The organism is Kaistella sp., from assembly GCF_032060305.1.
Classification (GTDB): Bacteria; Bacteroidota; Bacteroidia; order Flavobacteriales; family Weeksellaceae; genus Kaistella; species Kaistella yananensis.
In genome coordinates this window covers 1-18,589 of sequence record NZ_DAMBHK010000047.1, presented here as the reverse complement: position 1 = coordinate 18,589, position 18,589 = coordinate 1, and the positions used below count along the sequence as shown (strand labels likewise).

Sequence of the window (18,589 nt, the reverse complement as noted above, 5' to 3'; positions counted from 1 at the left end):
GTCCGGGTGTTGGCCCGATCTGCGTTGCGGAACATTTGGTGAAGTTTTTACCATCAAATCCAAATATCAAAATCGGTGATAAAGAAGCCATCGACGCAATTTCAGCTGCACCTTACGGGTCGTCACTGGTTTTAAATATTTCGTACGCCTACATTAAAATGCTGGGAACTGAAGGGTTGAAAAAATCTACAGAACACGCCATCCTCAACGCCAATTACCTGAAAGAAGTTTTAGCAGAACATTTCCCAATTCTTTATGCGAATGCTGCGGGTAGAGTTGCTCACGAATGTATTGTAGATTTCCGTCAGTTTAAACCGCTTGGAATTGAAGTTGCTGACGTCGCAAAACGATTAATGGATTACGGGTTCCATGCGCCAACAGTGAGTTTCCCGGTTGCCGGAACTTTGATGATTGAGCCAACAGAATCTGAAAGCAAAAGAGAAATCGACCGTTTTGCCGAAGCATTGATTTCCATTAAAAAAGAAATCGAAGAAATCGCCGAAGGAACTGCCGATGCAGCAAACAATGTGTTGAAAAATGCGCCGCATACAGAACAGGTGGTGATTTCAGACGCGTGGGACAAACCTTACAGCCGTGAAAAAGCTGCGTATCCTCTGGAATGGGTGAGAGATCACAAATTCTTCGCAACGGTTTCCCGTGTTGATGAAGCGTATGGTGATAGAAATTTAGTGTGCACTTGCGCACCAATCGAGTCGTATATGTAAATCCTCATTTATAAATAACGAATCCCCCTCAGTTTTGAAGGGGATTTTTTTGATTAAAAGAGTCTTTCTGATAAAACCACCCTATGCGGAAACTGAACGGAGAGAAGCCGATTAGTTAATGGCAGTAAGTTCTTTAAAATTTAATTTTTGAGAAGTTTAGTAATATCCGCAAACTGGTTGATAATTTCATCACATTTTTTAAGTATTTGGATTTTATATCGTTCGTCAATGTTTTTTAACTCTTTATCCAATTTTTGTAAATAGTCTTTGTTAAATTTGTCTCTTTCATGTCCAATTGGATAAAAACTGAAATCATTGCAATATTTTTCAAAAATGTTCAAATCAATATCTTCCAAATGCCTGATTTCATTTATTCTATCTCTGAAAAATTTCATTTTCATGCTTCCTTTGTGAATTCCAATTTGCTTTGTTTTCATAGCAATTGCATTTGAAAGGATTTTTTTTAAAAATCTATCCCGTTTCAATGCTTCAAATTTATTTAATGGAATATTGTTCATAGAATTGCGGCTAACTTACATAATATATCAATCCATGATACAAAACTACCCAGATCTGAGCATAGCTCTCATGAATGTGATAAGTTGTTAATCATTCAAATATAACGTTTATCTTCTTATCATAAATCTATTTCATGATTTTCACTAATGAACGTTTGGGTGGCTTCCGTTTTTATCTTTTCGAGATCTTTCATCAGTAATAAAAAATTCCCAAACTTCAGTTCGGGAATTTTCTGTCATATTTTAGATCATTCAGGCTAATTATTCTTTAATAAATTTAGAAGAATAAGAAGTTCCTTTCGTACTGTTAACGGTAATAATATAGGTGCCGGCTTTCAGATTCTCAAGATTTAGAGTGGCATCTGATGTGTTTTTTGTGAATACATTCTGGCCTACCATATTATAAATCCGGATGGTTGAAACTTTTTCACCATTCGGAAGATTGAAGTGCAGATTGGTTTTTACAGGATTAGGATATACTGCAATAATTCCTTTTGTCACGCTGCTTACCGCCATATTTGCTTCATTGATTTTAATGTTGTCAATATAGGCATCACCACCGAAATTATCATGTAGGAAATTCATCCCTTCCAGATTGATCTGTGTGAAGTTTGGAGTCGTATAAATTAATGTCCCGTCAATGAAATACTTGATTTCATTTGCAGATACTTTTACCGTTACCTTATACCATTGGTTAGGCTGCCACGAAATCCCCGTGTCTTCCATGTCGTAATCTATGCTGGTGATAACATGTAGAGTACCGGAATAATCAAAAGCTAAATCAAATACCGGATAGTATTCTTCATCAGCACTGATTCCGTAGGCTGCCATTTCAAAAATTGAACCGTCAGTTTCTGTAACCAAAACATCAAAAGAGATGGTAGTGTCATTATAATCCAACGGCTGATCAAAACTTTTCTGTGCACCAATAATCGGGAACATCTGTCCACCATACGCATCGGTATATCCATTTTTAAATGAGTAGATTCCTGCACTGAATTTTTCAGCAGAAACTACCTGGTTTTCAACGAAATTACCTTCGCCATCATCAGTGATTTGCCAGGAATTCTGTCCGTTCAAACTTCCCAACTGGTAACCTTCGGAAGTTTCGAATGAAATTTGGTTTTGTGCAGAAATACTGCTGCAAAAAAACGCAGCAGCAAGAAAATATAAGTTCTTCATAAATAAATTTTTGCAATGATAGCACAACAATGTTGCAGATGCAAATGGGAAATCAAAGAAAATTTCCGTATGTAAGTGGTGTGTGATGCCATAAACCTGGCATTTAATAAACCACGATTAGTAATTTTACGAATAAAGTTTCTGGTCTTTTTCGCAAAAAAAACTATGCTTTTACCGAAATATAAATCATTTTATCTACACAATAAAAAATGTATTTTTGAAGGATGGATTTAAACCGTATTTTTACCCACCAACGCACCGGGAACCTTGCTGCAACTTCAGCTTCCAGAACCGATTTTCAAAGAGATTTCGACCGTATTATTTTCTCGGCAGCATTTCGCAGGCTGCAGAATAAAACTCAGGTTTTTCCGCTCCCCGGAAGTGTTTTTGTTCATAACCGTTTAACGCATTCACTCGAGGTTTCTTCTGTAGGACGCAGTTTAGGAAGTGCCGCAGGTGAATTTATTTTTACGCAGTTCGCTAATGATCTGGATGATCAGGCGAAAGTTTTTTACCAGCACAATCTGCAGAACGTAATTGCCGCGGCATGCCTCTGCCATGATGTTGGGAACCCTGCTTTCGGGCATTCCGGTGAAGATGCCATTGCCAGTTATTTCGAAAAAAACGAAAACGATTTAAAACCGAAATTTACAGAAAAAGAATGGGCAGATTTGGTGAATTTTGAAGGAAATGCCAATGCAATAAGGGTTTTAACCCATCAGCAGAACGGCAAAGATGAAGGCGGAACCCAGCTTACTTTTACCACGCTGGCAAGCATCGCCAAATATCCGTGCGAAGCCGTCGCCAAGAAAAAAGGAATCATCCACAGAAAAAAGTTCGGGTTTTTTCAGAATGAAAAAAATACGTTTCTGGAGATTGCCAAAGGCGTAAATTTAATCCCGGAAAATGAAGAACCTTCCATCTTTAAAAGACATCCATTCGTTTGGTTGGTTGAAGCTGCCGATGATATCTGCTACAACATTATCGATATGGAAGACGCACACCGCCTCGGAATTGTCTCGACTTCCGACTGCGAGAATCTTTTTCTGGACCTCATTAAATCTGAAAATCAAAATATCGGAAGGGTAGAAGACAAACTCACGATCCTGACCAATTCGAACGAAAGAATTTCCTATTTAAGAGCAAAAGTCATCAATGCACTCATTAATAAATCCATTGAGCTTTATCAGCAAAACTTTTCTAAAATTTTAGACGGCAGTCTCGACAGGGCTTTGCTCGATATTTATAAATCAGATAATCCTGCTTTACAGGAAATCGAAGATTTTTCGATTGCTAAAATTTACAACCACAAAAATGTCATCGAGATTGAAAACGCAGGTTACAATGTAATGTATGAATTACTGAATCATTTTATACCGCCGGTTTTAAAACCAAAAAATCAGCGGAAATCTTATGATAAAATGGCGCTGAAGCTTTTGCCGCAACAGTTTGTTTATGATGAAGGAACAGATTACCAGAAAGTGTTGGGTGTTATTGATTTTGTTTCGGGGATGACCGATAATTTTGCGACCGATCTTTACCGTAAAATTAAAGGAATAGATATCGGCATGACCGTGTAGTTTCGGTAAAATTTACTATCTTTCAGAAGTTCTTTATTAACCATAAAAAAATTAAACAATGACATTTTTTGGCGTACTTATTTTTCTGGGCCTCGTCGTCCTTTTCGCATCATTTTTTACCGTCAAGCAGGCCACAGCGGCCATTGTAGAACGCTTGGGGAAATTTCATTCTGTCCGCCACGCAGGACTCCACCTAAAAATTCCCTTTATCGATCAGGTGGCTAAAAGAATGAACCTTAGGATTCAGCAGCTCGATGTAATTATTGATACCAAAACGCTCGATAACGTGTTTATCAGAATGAAAGTTTCTGTGCAGTATCAGGTAATCAAAGAACAGGTAGCGGATTCTTTTTATAAGCTTGAAAATCCCGAAAACCAAATTACATCATACGTTTTCGACGTGGTAAGAGCTGAGGTTCCAAAACTGAAACTTGATGATGTCTTTGTGCGTAAAGATGATATTGCAATTGCCGTGAAAGGTGAACTTCAGGAAGCGATGCAGAGTTACGGTTACGATATCATTAAAGCCCTTGTAACTGATATTGATCCCGATGAACAGGTGAAACACGCCATGAACAGAATTAATGCCGCCGAGCGTGAAAAAACCGCTGCCGAGTACGAATCTGAAGCTCAGAAAATCAGAATTGTTGCGGTAGCGAAAGCAGAAGCAGAATCAAAAAAACTTCAGGGGATGGGTATCGCGGACCAAAGAAGAGAAATTGCCAAAGGTTTGGAAGAATCGGTAAAAATGCTGAACGAAGCTGGAATAAGCTCTCAGGAAGCTTCCGCACTGATTGTTGTAACCCAGCATTACGATACGTTACATTCAATTGGAGCCAATAACAGAAGCAATTTGGTGCTTCTTCCTAACTCACCAAGCGCTGCAAGTTCTATGCTGAATGATCTGGTGGTTTCTATGGCTGCTACCCAGAAAATGGAAGAAACGGGCAAGGGCGATTATCCGCCAACTGGTAAGCATTTGCATTAAAAATCAAATTCCCGAAATTTAATTTCGGGATTTTTTTTATTTTAAATCTTTCGTTTTATACGGAAATCGAACTGCTGCCGCTTTCATCAGTGAGTTGGTGAGTTTTTCTGCTGATACAAATGTTCCACCCGTTTGCCAGTTATAATTCCAGAACATTTTTCCGCTTGCTTTGTCGGTTAGTGATAAATCGACAGTTGTAATTTTTGATGGAGCAGCGTAGCCCGTAAGCAGACTGGTGAAAAAGGCTTCTCCATTGGTAAGTGGCTTAGCCAAGGAAACTCGGGAACTTACCACCGCATCAACTCCCAATAAAACGGCCAGATCCTGATAGCTTCTGCCTGCTAAACTGGTGACATTATTATCTGTGAGAATCTTATTGGTTTCCTCGGGATTCTGTGTCTTAATGAAGATTTTATTGTTAATTTGGTTAGCATTAAGATAGTTTACCAATGCACTCTGAAACCTCTCACTTTCAATTACCTCCTGTTTTTTAATAGCGGCCGCTTCTTTTGCTGATTTAATTTCAATAATTACCTTCGGCGGAAGCACTGCAATAAGGCGGTGAGTGTTTGCAGTCTGTTGAAAGTTTGTAGCCTTATACACAGGTTCACAGCTTGTTAGGGCAAGGATGCCTACAAGTAAAAATGGTAATATTTTCTTCATAAATTATTTTTATCAAAAGTAATTTAATTTCTCAGAAATTTATATATTTAGCAAAAATAATTATATGACAAAACTGCTTACTTTCTTATCCCTCACGGCTTTTGCTTTAGGATTTTCCCAAAATTTTAATCCAGCACAATATCCGAAAGGAGTGTACGAGACCTATGAAGATTTCAGAACGAAAACACCTAGTGCCAGCCCAAATCTTTCTGCGGCAATTACTGATGATCAGATTGCTTTCCGCTTCAATAATTTAGATGATAAAGGAAAGAAACTGAAAAAAGCTTTTGCAGTATCTGATGGGCAGAATGTTTATATACACGTAGTAAACCTTATTAAAAAGTTTAATTCTGAAGATAAAGGACAGGGTTACGATGGTGGAATTTACTACCTCAAAGCTGAAAACAAAGGCGGTTATTTATTTGTAAGAGATTATTTTACAAGTAACAGCGCAGCCATGTGGGGTGGAATAATTGCTGCTGCCGCGGCAAGAAGAACCAAAGGCGTAATTTATGACGAAGAGAAAGAATCCTTCAATCTATTCAAAAATATTGAGGAGTTTAAGACTTTTATGCAAGTTAATCACCCTAACATAGTCCTCGATCTTGAAAAAGGAAAAGGAGATGCTAAACTTGATGAAGGTGAAATTGAAGCTAAAAACCTTGAACTTATTAAAAGCGCTTAAAACCACATTAAACTCCCGATCGGGAGTTTTTTTATTCGTAAAACTTCAACTTTCCGGTAAGCAGTTCAAAGAACATCTTAAAGTCGGCGATCAATGTAAACAAGGGATTAGTAAAACTGGTAGGTTTATTCTTTTCAAAAACGTAATGACTGAAGGCTGAAATACCCCACCCGAAAATCGGGATATACCAAAGAAACCGTTCCTTTCCAGATTGCAGTACATAAATAATTACAGCAAAAACCAAGAGCGTAGCCGCAAAATGAAATATGCGGGTTACTTTTTTATTGTGTTGACTTAGATAATAAGGATAAAATTCTTTGAAGGTTTTTATTCGCTCGCGCATTATTTTTAATTTAAATCTCCGTTCAGGTCGTTATTCAGTTTACTGTTTTTGAACCCGTAAGAGAAATAAATAATCATGCCAATGGCAAACCATAGTATAAACCAAAACCAGTTGTTATGCGTCATTCCCGTAAGCAGATAAAGGCATGAACTGAGACCGATAAGTGGAATAAGCGATAAATTCCTTACAAACGCCAGAACGCATAAAACCAGGTTAATCAGAATGTAAACGATAATCGAAATACGGAATTCACCTTCTGCAGGATCATGCCAATCGGTTAGGTTATGGAAGAATTCCGGTTGCCACCAGTAGAAGAAAAACAGGCCTCCAAGGAACGTTACCGGAAATATGAATCGCGCATTAATATAAGGCATATGGAATCTTCCTTTCAGTTTTTCTTTCGCCGGAAGCAACAATACACCGCCACAGACCAGAACGAAAGCGAAAATTGTCCCGATACTCGTGAAATCCAGGATAAACGATTTATCGGTAAAAAGAATCGGAACTCCAACCACGAGCCCTGTAACGATGGTAGCGTAAGACGGTGTTTTATGTTTCGGATGAATGGTCATGAATTTCTTTGGCATCAGTCCGTCGCGGCTCATGGCGTACCAGATTCGCGGCTGCCCCATCTGGAACACGAGTAAAACAGTGGTAATCGCAATAATGGCTCCCAGAGACACTACAAACTCCATCCACGGAACATTTGCGTTCGAACCGGCAAAAATAAAAGCCAGCGGATCGCCGATACCGTCAAATTTGCGGTAATCTACCATTCCGGTGAGTACCAAAGTCAGAAGAATATAAATTACCGTGCACAATACCAGCGAAATAATCATTCCGCGGGGCAGATTTTTCTGAGGATTTTTAGTTTCTTCAGATAAAACACTTAAAGCATCAAAACCGATATAAGCAAAGAAGACTCCCGAAACGGCGCTCATAACTCCGGTAAAACCATTAGGCATAAATGAAGGAACTCCAGTGTCAGCACTTGCCGGAAACCAGTTATCGGTGTTAAGATAAGCGACGCCCACCGCAATCACGAGCAGGATGATAAAAAGCTTGAGAAGAACAAAAATATTATTAAAATTTTTAGATTCCTTCACGCCGACATAACAAAGCCAGGTAATTAAACCATTGATGACCAAAGCAGGTACATCCACAATAAATTTTAAATTCCCTATGAGGGGTGCGCTGTTCCACGCATTCAGAAGTTCTTTGTTTTCAGAACCGCCAAGAAATGCTTTTTTGGCTTCGGTATAGGAGCAGGTTAAATAATCAGGAATGTGAATCCCGATTCTTTCCATAAAGCTCGTGAAATAATCGCTCCAGGAAAAGGCAACATAAATGTTTCCGAAAGAATATTCCATAATTAAAGCCCATCCTATAATCCAGGCAATCAATTCACCGAAACTCGCGTAGGCATACGTGTACGCAGAGCCGGCCTGGGGAATCCGGCTGGCAAATTCGGCATAGCAGAGTGCTGTAAAACCGCAGGCAAAACCGCAGATGACATAGAGGATGATCACGCCGGGCCCGCCACGGAAAACCGCTTCGCCCAAACTGCTGAAACTTCCTGCGCCAATGATGGCTGCAATTCCGAAAAATACAATATCCCAAACTCCCAAAACACGCAGCAACCCCGATGAGTGCTCGCTTTCACTGTACTGTTTTCTTCTGAAAAGCTGATTCATAAAAAAGATAATTTACACAAATGTAAAAGAAAATTCTAAAAATCATATTTTTTTTGTTTCAGGATAATAAAAATGGTAAATTTTTGGTTCTTAATAATGTCGTAATTTTGTCCAAACATTTTTTTGATGCGGAAGATTTATTTTTTACTCTTTATATTATCATTTGTCTCAGGCTTTACCCAATCTGTAAATCTTATTAATCCTGCGGATAATGCAGCATATCCTGCACAGCAGTATTTCTGTACTGGCGAAAGTTTCAATTTAAAAGTGGATGCGGTGGCTACTTCCACGGGCGATTATCAAATGACAAGTGTTTTGCCTTCTGCGTTTCCATTGTCTGCTGGCTCAATCCCTATCAACTTTCCGGCAACGGGTTCTAATAAATTCAGTGAATCCTTTCCGATTGGTTTTACCTTTAGTTTTTACGGAAAAGATTATACTAAAGCGGTGATGGGCAGCAACGGAAGACTCGTGTTTACCAACAATCCTGAACTGGAGAATCTTAAAGACATCAATACCTATACAGACCGTACCTACAGCGGAGTTACGGGATATAATACCTATTCAGCACTTCCTTCTAAGGAGTATAACAAAATTTTTAAAAACAATGCTTCTCAGGAGCTTAATCTTGCGCAGATTTTTTTCGGATATACAGATCTGGTCCCACGTTCGCAGAATTCAAGTGTAATTTATCTGTACAAAAATATAAATGTAGGTGGTGTGAACGGTCTTATTGTTTCTTTCCAGAATCAAATCCGGACTGATGGCACAGGCGGAATTTCAAGTAGCAGTTATTTCAGTAATGTTTTGTTGCTCGAAGACGGAAGAATTGTTATTTACGTCAATAACAAAATAGAGGATACTTATAATGCAATATTGGGTATTCAGAATGAGGATGCCACTAATTTTAAAGTTCCCACGCATAGCAATACCGCTTATAATTACAACAACGGTCCGTGGAAAAGTGAAGGGAAAGCCTGGCTTTTTACTCCAAATCAGAATCTTACGCCAAAATTTAAATGGTTCCGTAACACTACCCAACTTGCGGAAACCGGAAATACACTTTCTGGATTTGTTCCCAATGATAATGAAGTGCTGAAAGTTGAAGTCACTTATCACGATCCTTCCGGAGCCCAGGTCGGTCCGATGGTTTCGGATGATATTACTTTCAGAAAAGCCCTGACTCCGGTCATCGCCAAACAGCTTGATAACTGCCAGGTCATCATGAAAATCACCAATTTTGATGCTGCGCTGAAATACGAATGGTATCGGGTAGGGAACCCAACAATCATCAGTACTAATCAGGAAATTTATCTGAGCAGGGTTACTGATTCACCTGGTAAATTTTATGTGAAAGTTAAAAAACCGGATGGTACAGTATGCGCCTCGGGTTCCGACAGTAACCAGCTGGAATATCTCAGCGAAAAACTTCCTGCTCCACTTAACTCTAATCCGGCGGTAGTTTGCGACAATTCAGCGGTTCCGGCTGCGACAAAAACCGTAAATCTATATCAGCTTATTTACCCGAAATACGATCCGGCGTCGGGCTTAGAGAAGTATAATGTGTATTTCTACGAAGGACCTGCGAATACTTTGGTTACGAATCCGGAAAATTATGTGGTTAATGCGAATCAAATCGCGAACTTAAGTTTTGCCGTAAAGGATGGTAACGATAATATGTCTTGTATCACAGGAGGATCGCCGGTTTATTTTATTTCGGTTACCAATGCCATGCATATTTCTACCTGTTCATCGCAGCCGTTTTTCGACTTGAAAGCTGCGTTTGAACAGAATTTTCCGGGTTATTACACCTTTACCTACACTTATGTTGACGGAACTTCGGCGGGCAACGGAACGGCGGTGGATGTTACCAAATCGGTGAACGTTAAAACCACGTTTTTAGGAGCTTCCTGTTCTGCCAATACTTTGGTGACTTTTACTTCAGGTCCTGCGATCGCAGTTCCGCAGGTGCCGATTCAGGAACGTTGTGCCGGTACAGACAACAATCCAAACAGATTCGATTTCAACTATATTAAATCTATTCTGGATCCGGCGAACCAGTACGATGTTAAATTTTATAACAAATCAGATAACTCAGAGATTGTGGTGTCGAATGGTCCCGGAGCCAATTTAAATGCTGCAGGCTATTTCTGGACCAGCATTATTGGCGATTATACCATTTATGCCAGGTTGATCAGCAAAACGAATTCTTCCTGTTTTGCAAATTCAAATGATATTATTCTCAGGGTGTACCGAAAACCTCAGATTGTTGCGCAGAATCCGGTTGTAATGAAAAACTGTCAGGGTAATAATGTTTTCAATCTTACCAGAAACGTGACTGATCTGGTCAATGCGGGGCCTGAAGTAAGCGTTTCACTGGAGTATTATGCTCAAAACGGAACATTGCTCACGCCGGCACAGGTTGCGAATTATGATGCTTCTGTTTTTGGTACAAAACCATATATCAAAATCACCTATAATTCGAACTGTGGTGATGTGGTAAACTTCGATTTACAGTTTAATCCCAAACCTGCGGCGCTGGTTTCGCAGATTATCGTTTGTTCCGAACTTAATTATACACTTCAGTATTTCCAGAACGCGGTGATCAATAACGCTGGTCAATATACATTTACCGATGAGCTTGGTAATGCGCTTCCTCCAAACTTCGATGTGTCGGTATTGCCTATAACAGTTAAGTTTTTAATAAAAGATAAGGCTACAGGCTGCTTTTCGGATGTTCAGACTGTGACTTTTGTTAAAGGTGCAAATACTCCTTTACTTGTTTCTGAAACTAATTTTGTAGTTTGTGATACAGATTTCGACGGAAAAACTGCATTTGATCTCAATTCAAAAAAGACGGTTTTCAGTACCGATCCAAACGCTGTTTTCGAATATTTTAAAGATGTGAATTTCACCCAGCCGATCGCGGCAAATTATACCAACGAAACTGCTTTTGCACAAAAGGTGTATGTGAGAATCAGCGTTCCGGGTTTTTGTGCGTCCTCAGGAATAATCAATCTCAAAGTAAATACTCCAACGAAATCATCAACCCTCGAAAGCAAATATTATATCTGTTACGGAGAAACTTTAACGGTTGATGCCGGACCTGAAAATCCTACAAGAACCTGGAGTACCGGCGAAACTTCACCAACGGTGCTGATTACAAAAACCGGAAACTATTCAGTGGAATTAACCAATGCAGATGGCTGTACTTATACCCATAATTTTACGGTTTCGGATGAAAATCAGCCTAAAATAGAAGTGGTAAACCAAACCAACAGTTCCATTGAAGTCATCGCAAATGGCGGTGTGAAACCCTATAAATATTATTTCAACGGTGTTGCGAAGTCTTCAAATATTTTGATGAATCCAACCGCTGCCTCTTACGAAATACAGGTGGAATCTGCGACCGGCTGTCTTGGAGAACCCAAAACCATCTATTTTATTAAAATCAACAATGCATTCAGTCCAAATGCTGATGGAATTAATGATGTCTGGAAAATTGATAATCTTGACAAAATGGAAAGTGTTTCCGTAATCATTGTAGACCGGTACGGAAATAAAGTTTTCGAATCAACAGACAAGAGAAAAGTAGTGTGGGACGGTAAGTTTTCGGGTCGTTCGTTGCCAACTTCAACGTATTGGTATACCGCGACATGGTTCGATCCGGTGACGCAAAAATCTGAACAGCGGCAAGGCTGGATTCTGATGAAAAACCGTAATTAAGACGATTGTTTTTTAACTCATTTTCAATAGACTCCTGTTAAAAAAAATACAGTTATCCACATTTCCACAATATGTAATTTATATTGTGCAGGCAATAAGTTTTCCTTATTTTCGTTGACTAATTGTGGAAAGCGGTGAGGATTCTCTTCCTTTATGCAACGCTCCCTATTCAATTCAACACCTTTCTGAAAACCAGGATTAAATGAATTCAAAAAAAATTATTATTGCGGCAGCCATTTTCTATTACGGATTATCTGATGCCCAGCAATCCCAATATTTCAGCGACCGTGAAAATTATCGCTTCAGTCTTGCCGAAAATCTTTACCAGAACAAAATCTACAGCGCTTCTCAGTTCGAATATGCCCGCCAGTATTTCTACAACGGCGCACTTTCTAAATCCAGAAAAGAAGCCTCGCAGTTTTTTGACAATGTGATTGGGGTGATTTTAAGAAAAAATCATGCAGAACAGGGCCTGGAAGCTTTTATTAAAGAATATCCGAACTCCGCTTATTTTGCGCAGGCAAACCTACCGCTGGCAGATTATTATCTGGCGCAAAAAGATTTTGATAAAGCACTGGAAACATTAAATAACGTTAACCAGTACCAGCTTTCGAAAGACGAAAATACGCAGTATATCATGAAACTAGGTTATGCAAAATTCATGACCGGAGATTCTGCAGGTGCTATTGAAGCCCTGGAAGAAGCTTATAAAAATGCCGAAGACACCGACAAATCTGATATTGCGTATATGCTCGGCCACCTTTATTATGCTGACGGGCAGAATGATGAAGCTTTCACTTTCTTTGATCAGATTAAAGACGACGAAAAATATGCACGTTTGGTAAAACCGTATTACGTGCAGATGTACTTCAACGAAAAAAATTACGATAAAGCTATTGAAGAGGGAAATTATCTGCTGAGAGAACCAATTTCAGCAGATTATAAAAGCGAAGTTCACAAAATTATCGGCGAGAGTTATTTCATGAAAGGCGATTACGCATCGGCTTATCCGCATCTTAAGAATTATCTGGAAAGCAAACCAAACCCTTCAGAAAGCGATTTGTACGAAATGGGATTTGTGTCGGCGCAGCTTAAAAAGTACGACGAAGCAGTTTCTTACTATAACCAGCTCATCAACAGCAATTCTGCCACTTCTCAGAATGCATATTATCAATTGGGTAACGCTTACCTTGAAGTCGGTAAAAAGCAGGAAGCCCTTTCTGCGTTCCGTTCGGCGTATCAGATGAGTTATGATCCAAAAGTTCAGCAGCTCGCTCATGTGCAGTATGCAAAACTTAGTTATGACATTGGAAATCCCTTCGAATCTGCGCCGGTAGTGATCCAGAATTACATCAATAAATACCCAAGAAGTTCAGAAACCGAGGAAATGAAATCACTTTTAGTGAAATCTTACCTTTACTCCGGCGATTACAGAGGAACTTTGAGCGCGATCGACAAAATGCCGAATTCCACCCCGGAACTCAATAAAATTGATCAGGAAGTGTCATTCTTATTGGGAACAGAAGAATTCAACAAAGGCAATTTCGATGAGGCCGAAACCTATTTGATGCGCAGTCTGGAATTTAATATCAATAAAGAGTTCAATACCCGCGCGACGTATTGGTTAGCCCAGACGTATTACCAGAAAGGGAATTATCCTTCAGCAATTGTACGCTACGAAAAACTTCTGAATCAGGATTTCCCTGAAAAACAGCAACTGACCTATGATTTGGGTTATGCTTATTTCAAGTCAAAAAAATTCGATAAAGCTAAACAGTATTTTACACAATACCTGAAAAACCCGAAATCAGATTTTAAAAATGATGCAGAATTGCGTTTGGCTGATACGTATTATGCAGACAATCAGCTGAATGAAGCAATCGCAATTTATGACAAGGCGGAAAATGCAGACGATTATACCTTATTCCAAAAAGCCATGGCGCTTGGTTTTAAAGGCGATACTGAAGCAAAAATTTCTTCACTTAAAAAGCTGATTTTGCAGTATAAAAACTCTGAATATATTGATGACGCGCAGTACGAAATTGCTACAGCGTATGCTGCAAACGACGATTACAACAGCTCCAACGATTATTTTTCACAGGTGATCCGTAACAGTTCTGATAAAGATTTGGTTGCCAACGCACAAATTTACCGCGCACAGAATTATATCGATCTCAACCAGAACGACAAAGCGCTTTCTGAATTAAAATCACTCGGAAACCAGTACAGAAACACGGCTTATGCCAGTAAAATTGTTCAGGCTTCGCGTCCGATTTACGTGAAAAACGGTGATACTGCAGGTTATGAAAACTTTGCGCGAAGTTTAGGAGTGAAGATTGATGCTTCCGAACTTGATGAAATCAACCTGAATAGTGCCAAAAACTATTACGCAGCCAAAGATTACAAAAAGGCAATTCCGCTTTACGAAAAATATTTAACCCAGAATCCTACGGGAGATGGCCTTTACCAGGCACAATACGAGCTGGGCGAAAGTTATTACCAGACTGCAAACGCTGCAAAAGCACTTTTGGTGCTGCAGGAAGTTGCGAATGTACAGAACGATTATCAGGAAGATGCGCAAACAAGACTTGCACAGATTTATCTGGAACAGAATAATACCAACGAAGCCAAAAAATATCTGGAGCCACTTTCGAATTCCACCAACGTGAATCTGCAAAACTTCGCGAATCTGGAACTGATGAAGATTTTTGCGGCAGAGAAAAACTTCACCAAAGCAGAAGTTTTTGCGGATTTGGTGCTTGCCAATTCCAAAAATCCGGCGTCTGTTATCGAACAGGCCAAAGTAATTAAAGCAAGAAGCCTGATGAACAGAGGGAAAGACAGTGAAGCTAAGTCGGCTTACACAGCCCTTGAAAAATCATCGAATACCGAAGTTGCCGCGGAAGCTTTATATGCAAAAGCATTTTACCAGAACAAAGCCAAAGCCTTTAAATCATCCAACGAAACCATCTTTAAACTGGCCAACAACTATGCTTCCGAAGAATATTGGGGTGCAAAATCGCTGGTGCTGATGGCCAAAAATTACATCGGTCTGAAAGATAATTACCAGGCGAGTTATACGGTCGATCAGATTATCGCAAACTATCAGGATTTCCCTGAAATTGTTGCCGAGGCCAAAGAAGTGAAAAGTCAGATTAAAAAATAACGCTAAACCCAAAAGGTTTTAAAACAGAAAATATGAATTTAAGAATTCAAAATATATTTTTATTGGGAATGTTGGTTTCTTCTACCGCTGTTTTTTCGCAGATTAAAGAAGAAAAACTCATTCTGGACCGCAAACGCGAACCTGAAGTGAAGAAAATCGAAAAGAAAAAAACTTCAGTGGAAACCGAGAAAAACTATCCGCCAAAAGAAAAGAAAACCCAGGATTCGCTGAACCTGAAATATAATATTACCAATGTTCCGGCTGCTTCGGATTTTAAAACTTCAACCATTCAGGGCGAAGATATTTCACCGAAATTCGATGCGAGTTATCAGGACAATTATTTCCAGATCGGAATGGGGAATTTCGGAAAAATTCTGGCCGACGGTAATATTTCTACCACGCTCGAAAACGATATTCAGGTTGGTGCTGATCTCCATTTTCTTTCAACCAAAGGACTTACGAAAGAATACGACTGGACTTCAAAACAAAACACCGGAAACTTTGGCCTTTATTTAAATTCTTATGGCGACAAAGGAAAAATCAACGTGAATGCTGATTACGGGCTGAATGATTATAATTATTACGGAATTTATGCCCTAAAACCTGCTTCAGATATCAATATTAACCAGAAAACCAACCGTTTCAAAGTCAACGGATATTACGATTTTTATTCCAATGAAATCCTGAACGACATCCGTATCAAATCATCTTTTCTTGGTGATCATTTCGATGCTAAGGAAACCCAGGCAGAAATTTTGCTGAATCTTTCGAAACATGGAGTAGAGCTGCCCGTAAATGATATGATGTTTAACGCAGACCTCGGGATTAATCTCGAAACCGTGAAATCTGAATTTTCACTTCTGAATGAAAATTCTTCAAATTTTTTAAATGCGACTCTATCGCCGAAAATGACTTTCTTCAAAGGAAAATCTTATCTGATGATCGGATCGGATTTCTCTTTCCTGAATGCTAAAAATTCAAATAATATTCTTGCAGAAGAAGTTAAAAACAATAAAACCTACTGGTTCCCAAAAGCTGAACTACAGTTTGCGGCTACAGACGAATTTAAATTTTATGCCGGCGTAGAAGGCGGTTTGAAAATGAATACCTATGCAAATATGCTGGAAGAAAATCCGTATCTCGTTTCGGACCAGGAACTTCGTGCAACAGAAACCAAATACAAAGGGTATATCGGGTTGCGCGGCGATGTAAGTCAGATGATTAAATATGATGTGAGCGCAGGTTACGGAAAAATGAATGATATTATGTTCTTCCGTGCCAATGGTCTTTTTGATGACGCTTTTACGCTAAACCGTGCGCCATACGACTTTGCCAATACGTTCTCTGCTGTTTATGATAACGGAACGGTAAGCGAAGTGAAAGGAAGTATTCAGTTTTTTCCGCTGGCCAATTTGGTTCTTGATGGCGAAATATATTTCGCGAAATATGACCTCGACAACTACGAACACATTTACAATAAACCTTTATTGCAAGGTAGTTTGGGAGGTAAATATTCACTATTTGGCAAAAAACTTCATCTGGGCGCGAAAGCGATTTTCGGATCCGATAAAACCACAAATTCTTTTTCTTTCACAGAATCAGGAACTTCGCCTAATTTATTTCTGTCAGAAGAGAATACCGATGATAAAGTTGGGGGCTTTGCAGATTTAAATCTGTCTGCGGAGTACAAAATTCACAAAAATTTCAGTATTTTTGCACTCGGAAATAATTTACTGAACACGAATTATCAGACTTTCAAAGGATATAAAGTTCTGGGAGCGCAGTTTTTGGGAGGTGTGAAGATTTCTTTTTAAAAAATTAATGAGGATTTAATTTAAAATTCATCATCAAAAATTTTTAATGGCTCGGTAGTTCAATTGGATAGAATATCAGATTTCGGCTCTGAGGGTTGGGGGTTCGAGTCCCTTCCGGGTCACAAAATCGGCAAACTTCTTTGAAGTCTGCCGATTTTTATTTTATGTTTTACAGCGTAAGATTAATTATTGGTAACCTTTAGCGTTACTTCAATATTATTTCTTGTCGCATTAGAGTAGGGACACACCTGATGGGCCTGTTCCACTAAAGACTGCGCCTCTTCCAGTGATACTCCGGGCACATTCACATCCAGTTCTACTTCCAGACCAAAACCACCGTTTTCGGTTTGTCCGATGCCAACTTTGGCATTTACTTTTGTTTCGCCCGCCGCAGATTTCGATTTTCTAATCATCAGATTCAAGGCACTGTCGAAACAGGCCGCATATCCTGCGGCGAAAAGCATTTCGGGGTTGGCATAATCATCATTTTTTCCACCAAGCGATTTGGGAGTGCGTACATCGAGTTCCAGAATTCCGTTATCACTTTTTACGTGTCCGTCGCGTCCGCCTGTTGCGGTGACGCTAGTTGTGTATAATGTTTTCATTGCTTTTTTTATTTTTTATTTATTTTATCTAAAAGTTTAGAAATCGCCTGTTTCAGTTCTTGTACATCAGTTTCCGAAAGATTCAACCTATCATTCATCTTTTCGGGAATCAGGCAAGCTTTGTCCTGAAGCCTTTCACCTTCATCAGTCAAGGAAATTTCTACAACACGCTCATCCTCAATTTTTCTTTGCCGTACAATATAAGCTTTTGCTTCCAGCCTTTTCAAGATTGGAGTTATCGTACCGCTGTCTAGAAAAAGTTTTTCACCAATCTGATTTACCGTAAGCCGCTGATGCTCCCAAAGTACCATCATTACAAGATATTGCGGATATGTAATATCAAGTTCTTCAAGTAACGGACGGTAAAGACCTGTGATTTCCTTTGCGATAACATACAAAGGGAAACATAGTTGATTACCGAGTTGTGGAGTTTTGTGTTGATTCATGGCGGATTTAGCGATTTTCTAAATTATTTTTTGATGATGAATTCATCCATTGGGATACGAACTTTTTTCATTTTTGAAAGCCAGTCGTTCTCCGCATCTCTGTATCCTAAGTACAGTAAAGTTACACTTTTCAGTCCCAATTCTTTTAAACCCAGAATTTCATCGACCACTTCATTGCTGAAACCTTCGGCAGGAGTGCTGTCAATTTTCAGTTCCGCCGCCTGTGCCATAGCCAAACCTAATGCGATGTAAGTCTGTCTTGCAGTGTGATCGAAATTTTCTTCTGCGGTCTGCGCGCCGTAGATCACTTTCAGTTGATCTGTATAACTGCTGAAACGACCGCGTGGCAATTCTCTTACATCGGTATGATAATCAAAAACTTTGTCGATTTTTTCTGCGGAATAATTGTCCCAGGCTGCGAAAACCAAAACATGGGAACAATCTCTCATTACCT

14 protein-coding genes, 1 tRNA gene and 1 pseudogene are annotated in these 18,589 nt (G+C 39.3%); 8 read left to right on the top strand and 8 right to left on the bottom strand.

The window, feature by feature from the left end; all coding sequences use genetic code 11:
• A pseudogene (locus V5N63_RS07900) lies at positions 1 to 725 on the top strand (aminomethyl-transferring glycine dehydrogenase); the annotation flags it as partial.
• A gap of 140 nt (positions 726 to 865) precedes the next feature.
• Here the strand turns inward: V5N63_RS07900 and V5N63_RS07895 are convergent.
• Both V5N63_RS07895 and V5N63_RS07890 read right to left on the bottom strand, forming a co-directional pair.
• Positions 866 to 1,243: a hypothetical protein gene (locus V5N63_RS07895; RefSeq protein ID WP_332033506.1), complete on the bottom strand. Its 378-nt coding sequence runs from the start codon at positions 1,241 to 1,243 to the stop codon at positions 866 to 868.
• Between the two features lie 261 nt (positions 1,244 to 1,504).
• Complete coding sequence (locus V5N63_RS07890; protein ID WP_332033505.1) at positions 1,505 to 2,425, bottom strand: T9SS type A sorting domain-containing protein; 921 nt, start codon at positions 2,423 to 2,425, stop codon at positions 1,505 to 1,507.
• 224 nt (positions 2,426 to 2,649) lie between these two features.
• Between V5N63_RS07890 and dgt the strand changes: the two genes are divergently transcribed.
• Complete coding sequence (gene dgt, locus V5N63_RS07885) at positions 2,650 to 4,005, top strand: dGTP triphosphohydrolase (protein WP_332033504.1); 1,356 nt, start codon at positions 2,650 to 2,652, stop codon at positions 4,003 to 4,005.
• 58 nt (positions 4,006 to 4,063) lie between these two features.
• Positions 4,064 to 4,993, top strand: coding sequence for an SPFH domain-containing protein (locus tag V5N63_RS07880; RefSeq protein ID WP_088468957.1), 930 nt, complete (start codon positions 4,064 to 4,066; stop codon positions 4,991 to 4,993).
• Between the two features lie 36 nt (positions 4,994 to 5,029).
• Here V5N63_RS07880 and V5N63_RS07875 read toward each other — a convergent pair whose 3' ends face one another.
• Complete coding sequence (locus tag V5N63_RS07875; RefSeq protein WP_332019389.1) at positions 5,030 to 5,656, bottom strand: hypothetical protein; 627 nt, start codon at positions 5,654 to 5,656, stop codon at positions 5,030 to 5,032.
• A 64-nt stretch (positions 5,657 to 5,720) separates the two neighbouring features.
• On the opposite strand from V5N63_RS07875, the gene V5N63_RS07870 reads away from it, so the two are divergent.
• Positions 5,721 to 6,341, top strand: a complete 621-nt coding sequence (locus V5N63_RS07870) for a hypothetical protein (RefSeq protein WP_332019390.1) — start codon at positions 5,721 to 5,723, stop codon at positions 6,339 to 6,341.
• A 31-nt stretch (positions 6,342 to 6,372) separates the two neighbouring features.
• Here V5N63_RS07870 and V5N63_RS07865 read toward each other — a convergent pair whose 3' ends face one another.
• On the bottom strand, positions 6,373 to 6,684 hold the full coding sequence (locus V5N63_RS07865) for a DUF962 domain-containing protein (protein ID WP_088468960.1): 312 nt from the start codon (positions 6,682 to 6,684) through the stop codon (positions 6,373 to 6,375).
• A 5-nt stretch (positions 6,685 to 6,689) separates the two neighbouring features.
• Positions 6,690 to 8,378 (bottom strand): APC family permease, encoded by a 1,689-nt coding sequence (locus V5N63_RS07860; RefSeq protein ID WP_332033503.1) that lies wholly within the window; start codon positions 8,376 to 8,378, stop codon positions 6,690 to 6,692.
• Between the two features lie 126 nt (positions 8,379 to 8,504).
• On the opposite strand from V5N63_RS07860, the gene V5N63_RS07855 reads away from it, so the two are divergent.
• The 4 genes from V5N63_RS07855 to V5N63_RS07840 all read left to right on the top strand — a co-directional run bounded on the left by V5N63_RS07855 (position 8,505) and on the right by V5N63_RS07840 (position 17,206).
• Entirely contained in the window at positions 8,505 to 12,104 is a 3,600-nt protein-coding gene (locus tag V5N63_RS07855; protein ID WP_332033502.1) for a T9SS type B sorting domain-containing protein, read from the top strand.
• Positions 12,105 to 12,306: 202 nt separating this feature from the next.
• On the top strand, positions 12,307 to 15,270 hold the full coding sequence (locus V5N63_RS07850) for a tetratricopeptide repeat protein (RefSeq protein ID WP_332033501.1): 2,964 nt from the start codon (positions 12,307 to 12,309) through the stop codon (positions 15,268 to 15,270).
• 32 nt (positions 15,271 to 15,302) lie between these two features.
• On the top strand, positions 15,303 to 17,084 hold the full coding sequence (locus tag V5N63_RS07845) for a TonB-dependent receptor (RefSeq protein WP_332033500.1): 1,782 nt from the start codon (positions 15,303 to 15,305) through the stop codon (positions 17,082 to 17,084).
• A 48-nt stretch (positions 17,085 to 17,132) separates the two neighbouring features.
• Positions 17,133 to 17,206 (top strand) — tRNA-Arg (locus V5N63_RS07840).
• A gap of 60 nt (positions 17,207 to 17,266) precedes the next feature.
• Here V5N63_RS07840 and V5N63_RS07835 read toward each other — a convergent pair.
• The 3 genes from V5N63_RS07835 to V5N63_RS07825 all read right to left on the bottom strand — a co-directional run.
• Positions 17,267 to 17,689 carry an organic hydroperoxide resistance protein gene (locus V5N63_RS07835; protein WP_332033499.1) on the bottom strand — a complete coding sequence of 141 codons (423 nt, stop codon included), beginning with the start codon at positions 17,687 to 17,689 and terminating at the stop codon, positions 17,267 to 17,269.
• 8 nt (positions 17,690 to 17,697) lie between these two features.
• Complete coding sequence (locus tag V5N63_RS07830; protein WP_332033498.1) at positions 17,698 to 18,135, bottom strand: MarR family winged helix-turn-helix transcriptional regulator; 438 nt, start codon at positions 18,133 to 18,135, stop codon at positions 17,698 to 17,700.
• 23 nt (positions 18,136 to 18,158) lie between these two features.
• The coding region (locus V5N63_RS07825; protein WP_332033497.1) for a nitroreductase family protein at positions 18,159 to 18,589 on the bottom strand (431 nt) is incomplete at its 5' end.

Coding starts and splice junctions, on each gene's coding strand:
- V5N63_RS07830 (WP_332033498.1), bottom strand. CDS start 18,135: ATGAATCAACACAAAACTCCACAACTCGGTAATCAACTATGTTTCCCT.
- V5N63_RS07835 (WP_332033499.1), bottom strand. CDS start 17,689: ATGAAAACATTATACACAACTAGCGTCACCGCAACAGGCGGACGCGAC.
- V5N63_RS07870 (WP_332019390.1), top strand. CDS start 5,721: ATGACAAAACTGCTTACTTTCTTATCCCTCACGGCTTTTGCTTTAGGA.
- V5N63_RS07860 (WP_332033503.1), bottom strand. CDS start 8,378: ATGAATCAGCTTTTCAGAAGAAAACAGTACAGTGAAAGCGAGCACTCA.
- V5N63_RS07895 (WP_332033506.1), bottom strand. CDS start 1,243: ATGAACAATATTCCATTAAATAAATTTGAAGCATTGAAACGGGATAGA.
- V5N63_RS07875 (WP_332019389.1), bottom strand. CDS start 5,656: ATGAAGAAAATATTACCATTTTTACTTGTAGGCATCCTTGCCCTAACA.
- V5N63_RS07890 (WP_332033505.1), bottom strand. CDS start 2,425: ATGAAGAACTTATATTTTCTTGCTGCTGCGTTTTTTTGCAGCAGTATT.
- V5N63_RS07855 (WP_332033502.1), top strand. CDS start 8,505: ATGCGGAAGATTTATTTTTTACTCTTTATATTATCATTTGTCTCAGGC.
- dgt (WP_332033504.1), top strand. CDS start 2,650: ATGGATTTAAACCGTATTTTTACCCACCAACGCACCGGGAACCTTGCT.
- V5N63_RS07880 (WP_088468957.1), top strand. CDS start 4,064: ATGACATTTTTTGGCGTACTTATTTTTCTGGGCCTCGTCGTCCTTTTC.
- V5N63_RS07845 (WP_332033500.1), top strand. CDS start 15,303: ATGAATTTAAGAATTCAAAATATATTTTTATTGGGAATGTTGGTTTCT.
- V5N63_RS07850 (WP_332033501.1), top strand. CDS start 12,307: ATGAATTCAAAAAAAATTATTATTGCGGCAGCCATTTTCTATTACGGA.
- V5N63_RS07865 (WP_088468960.1), bottom strand. CDS start 6,684: ATGCGCGAGCGAATAAAAACCTTCAAAGAATTTTATCCTTATTATCTA.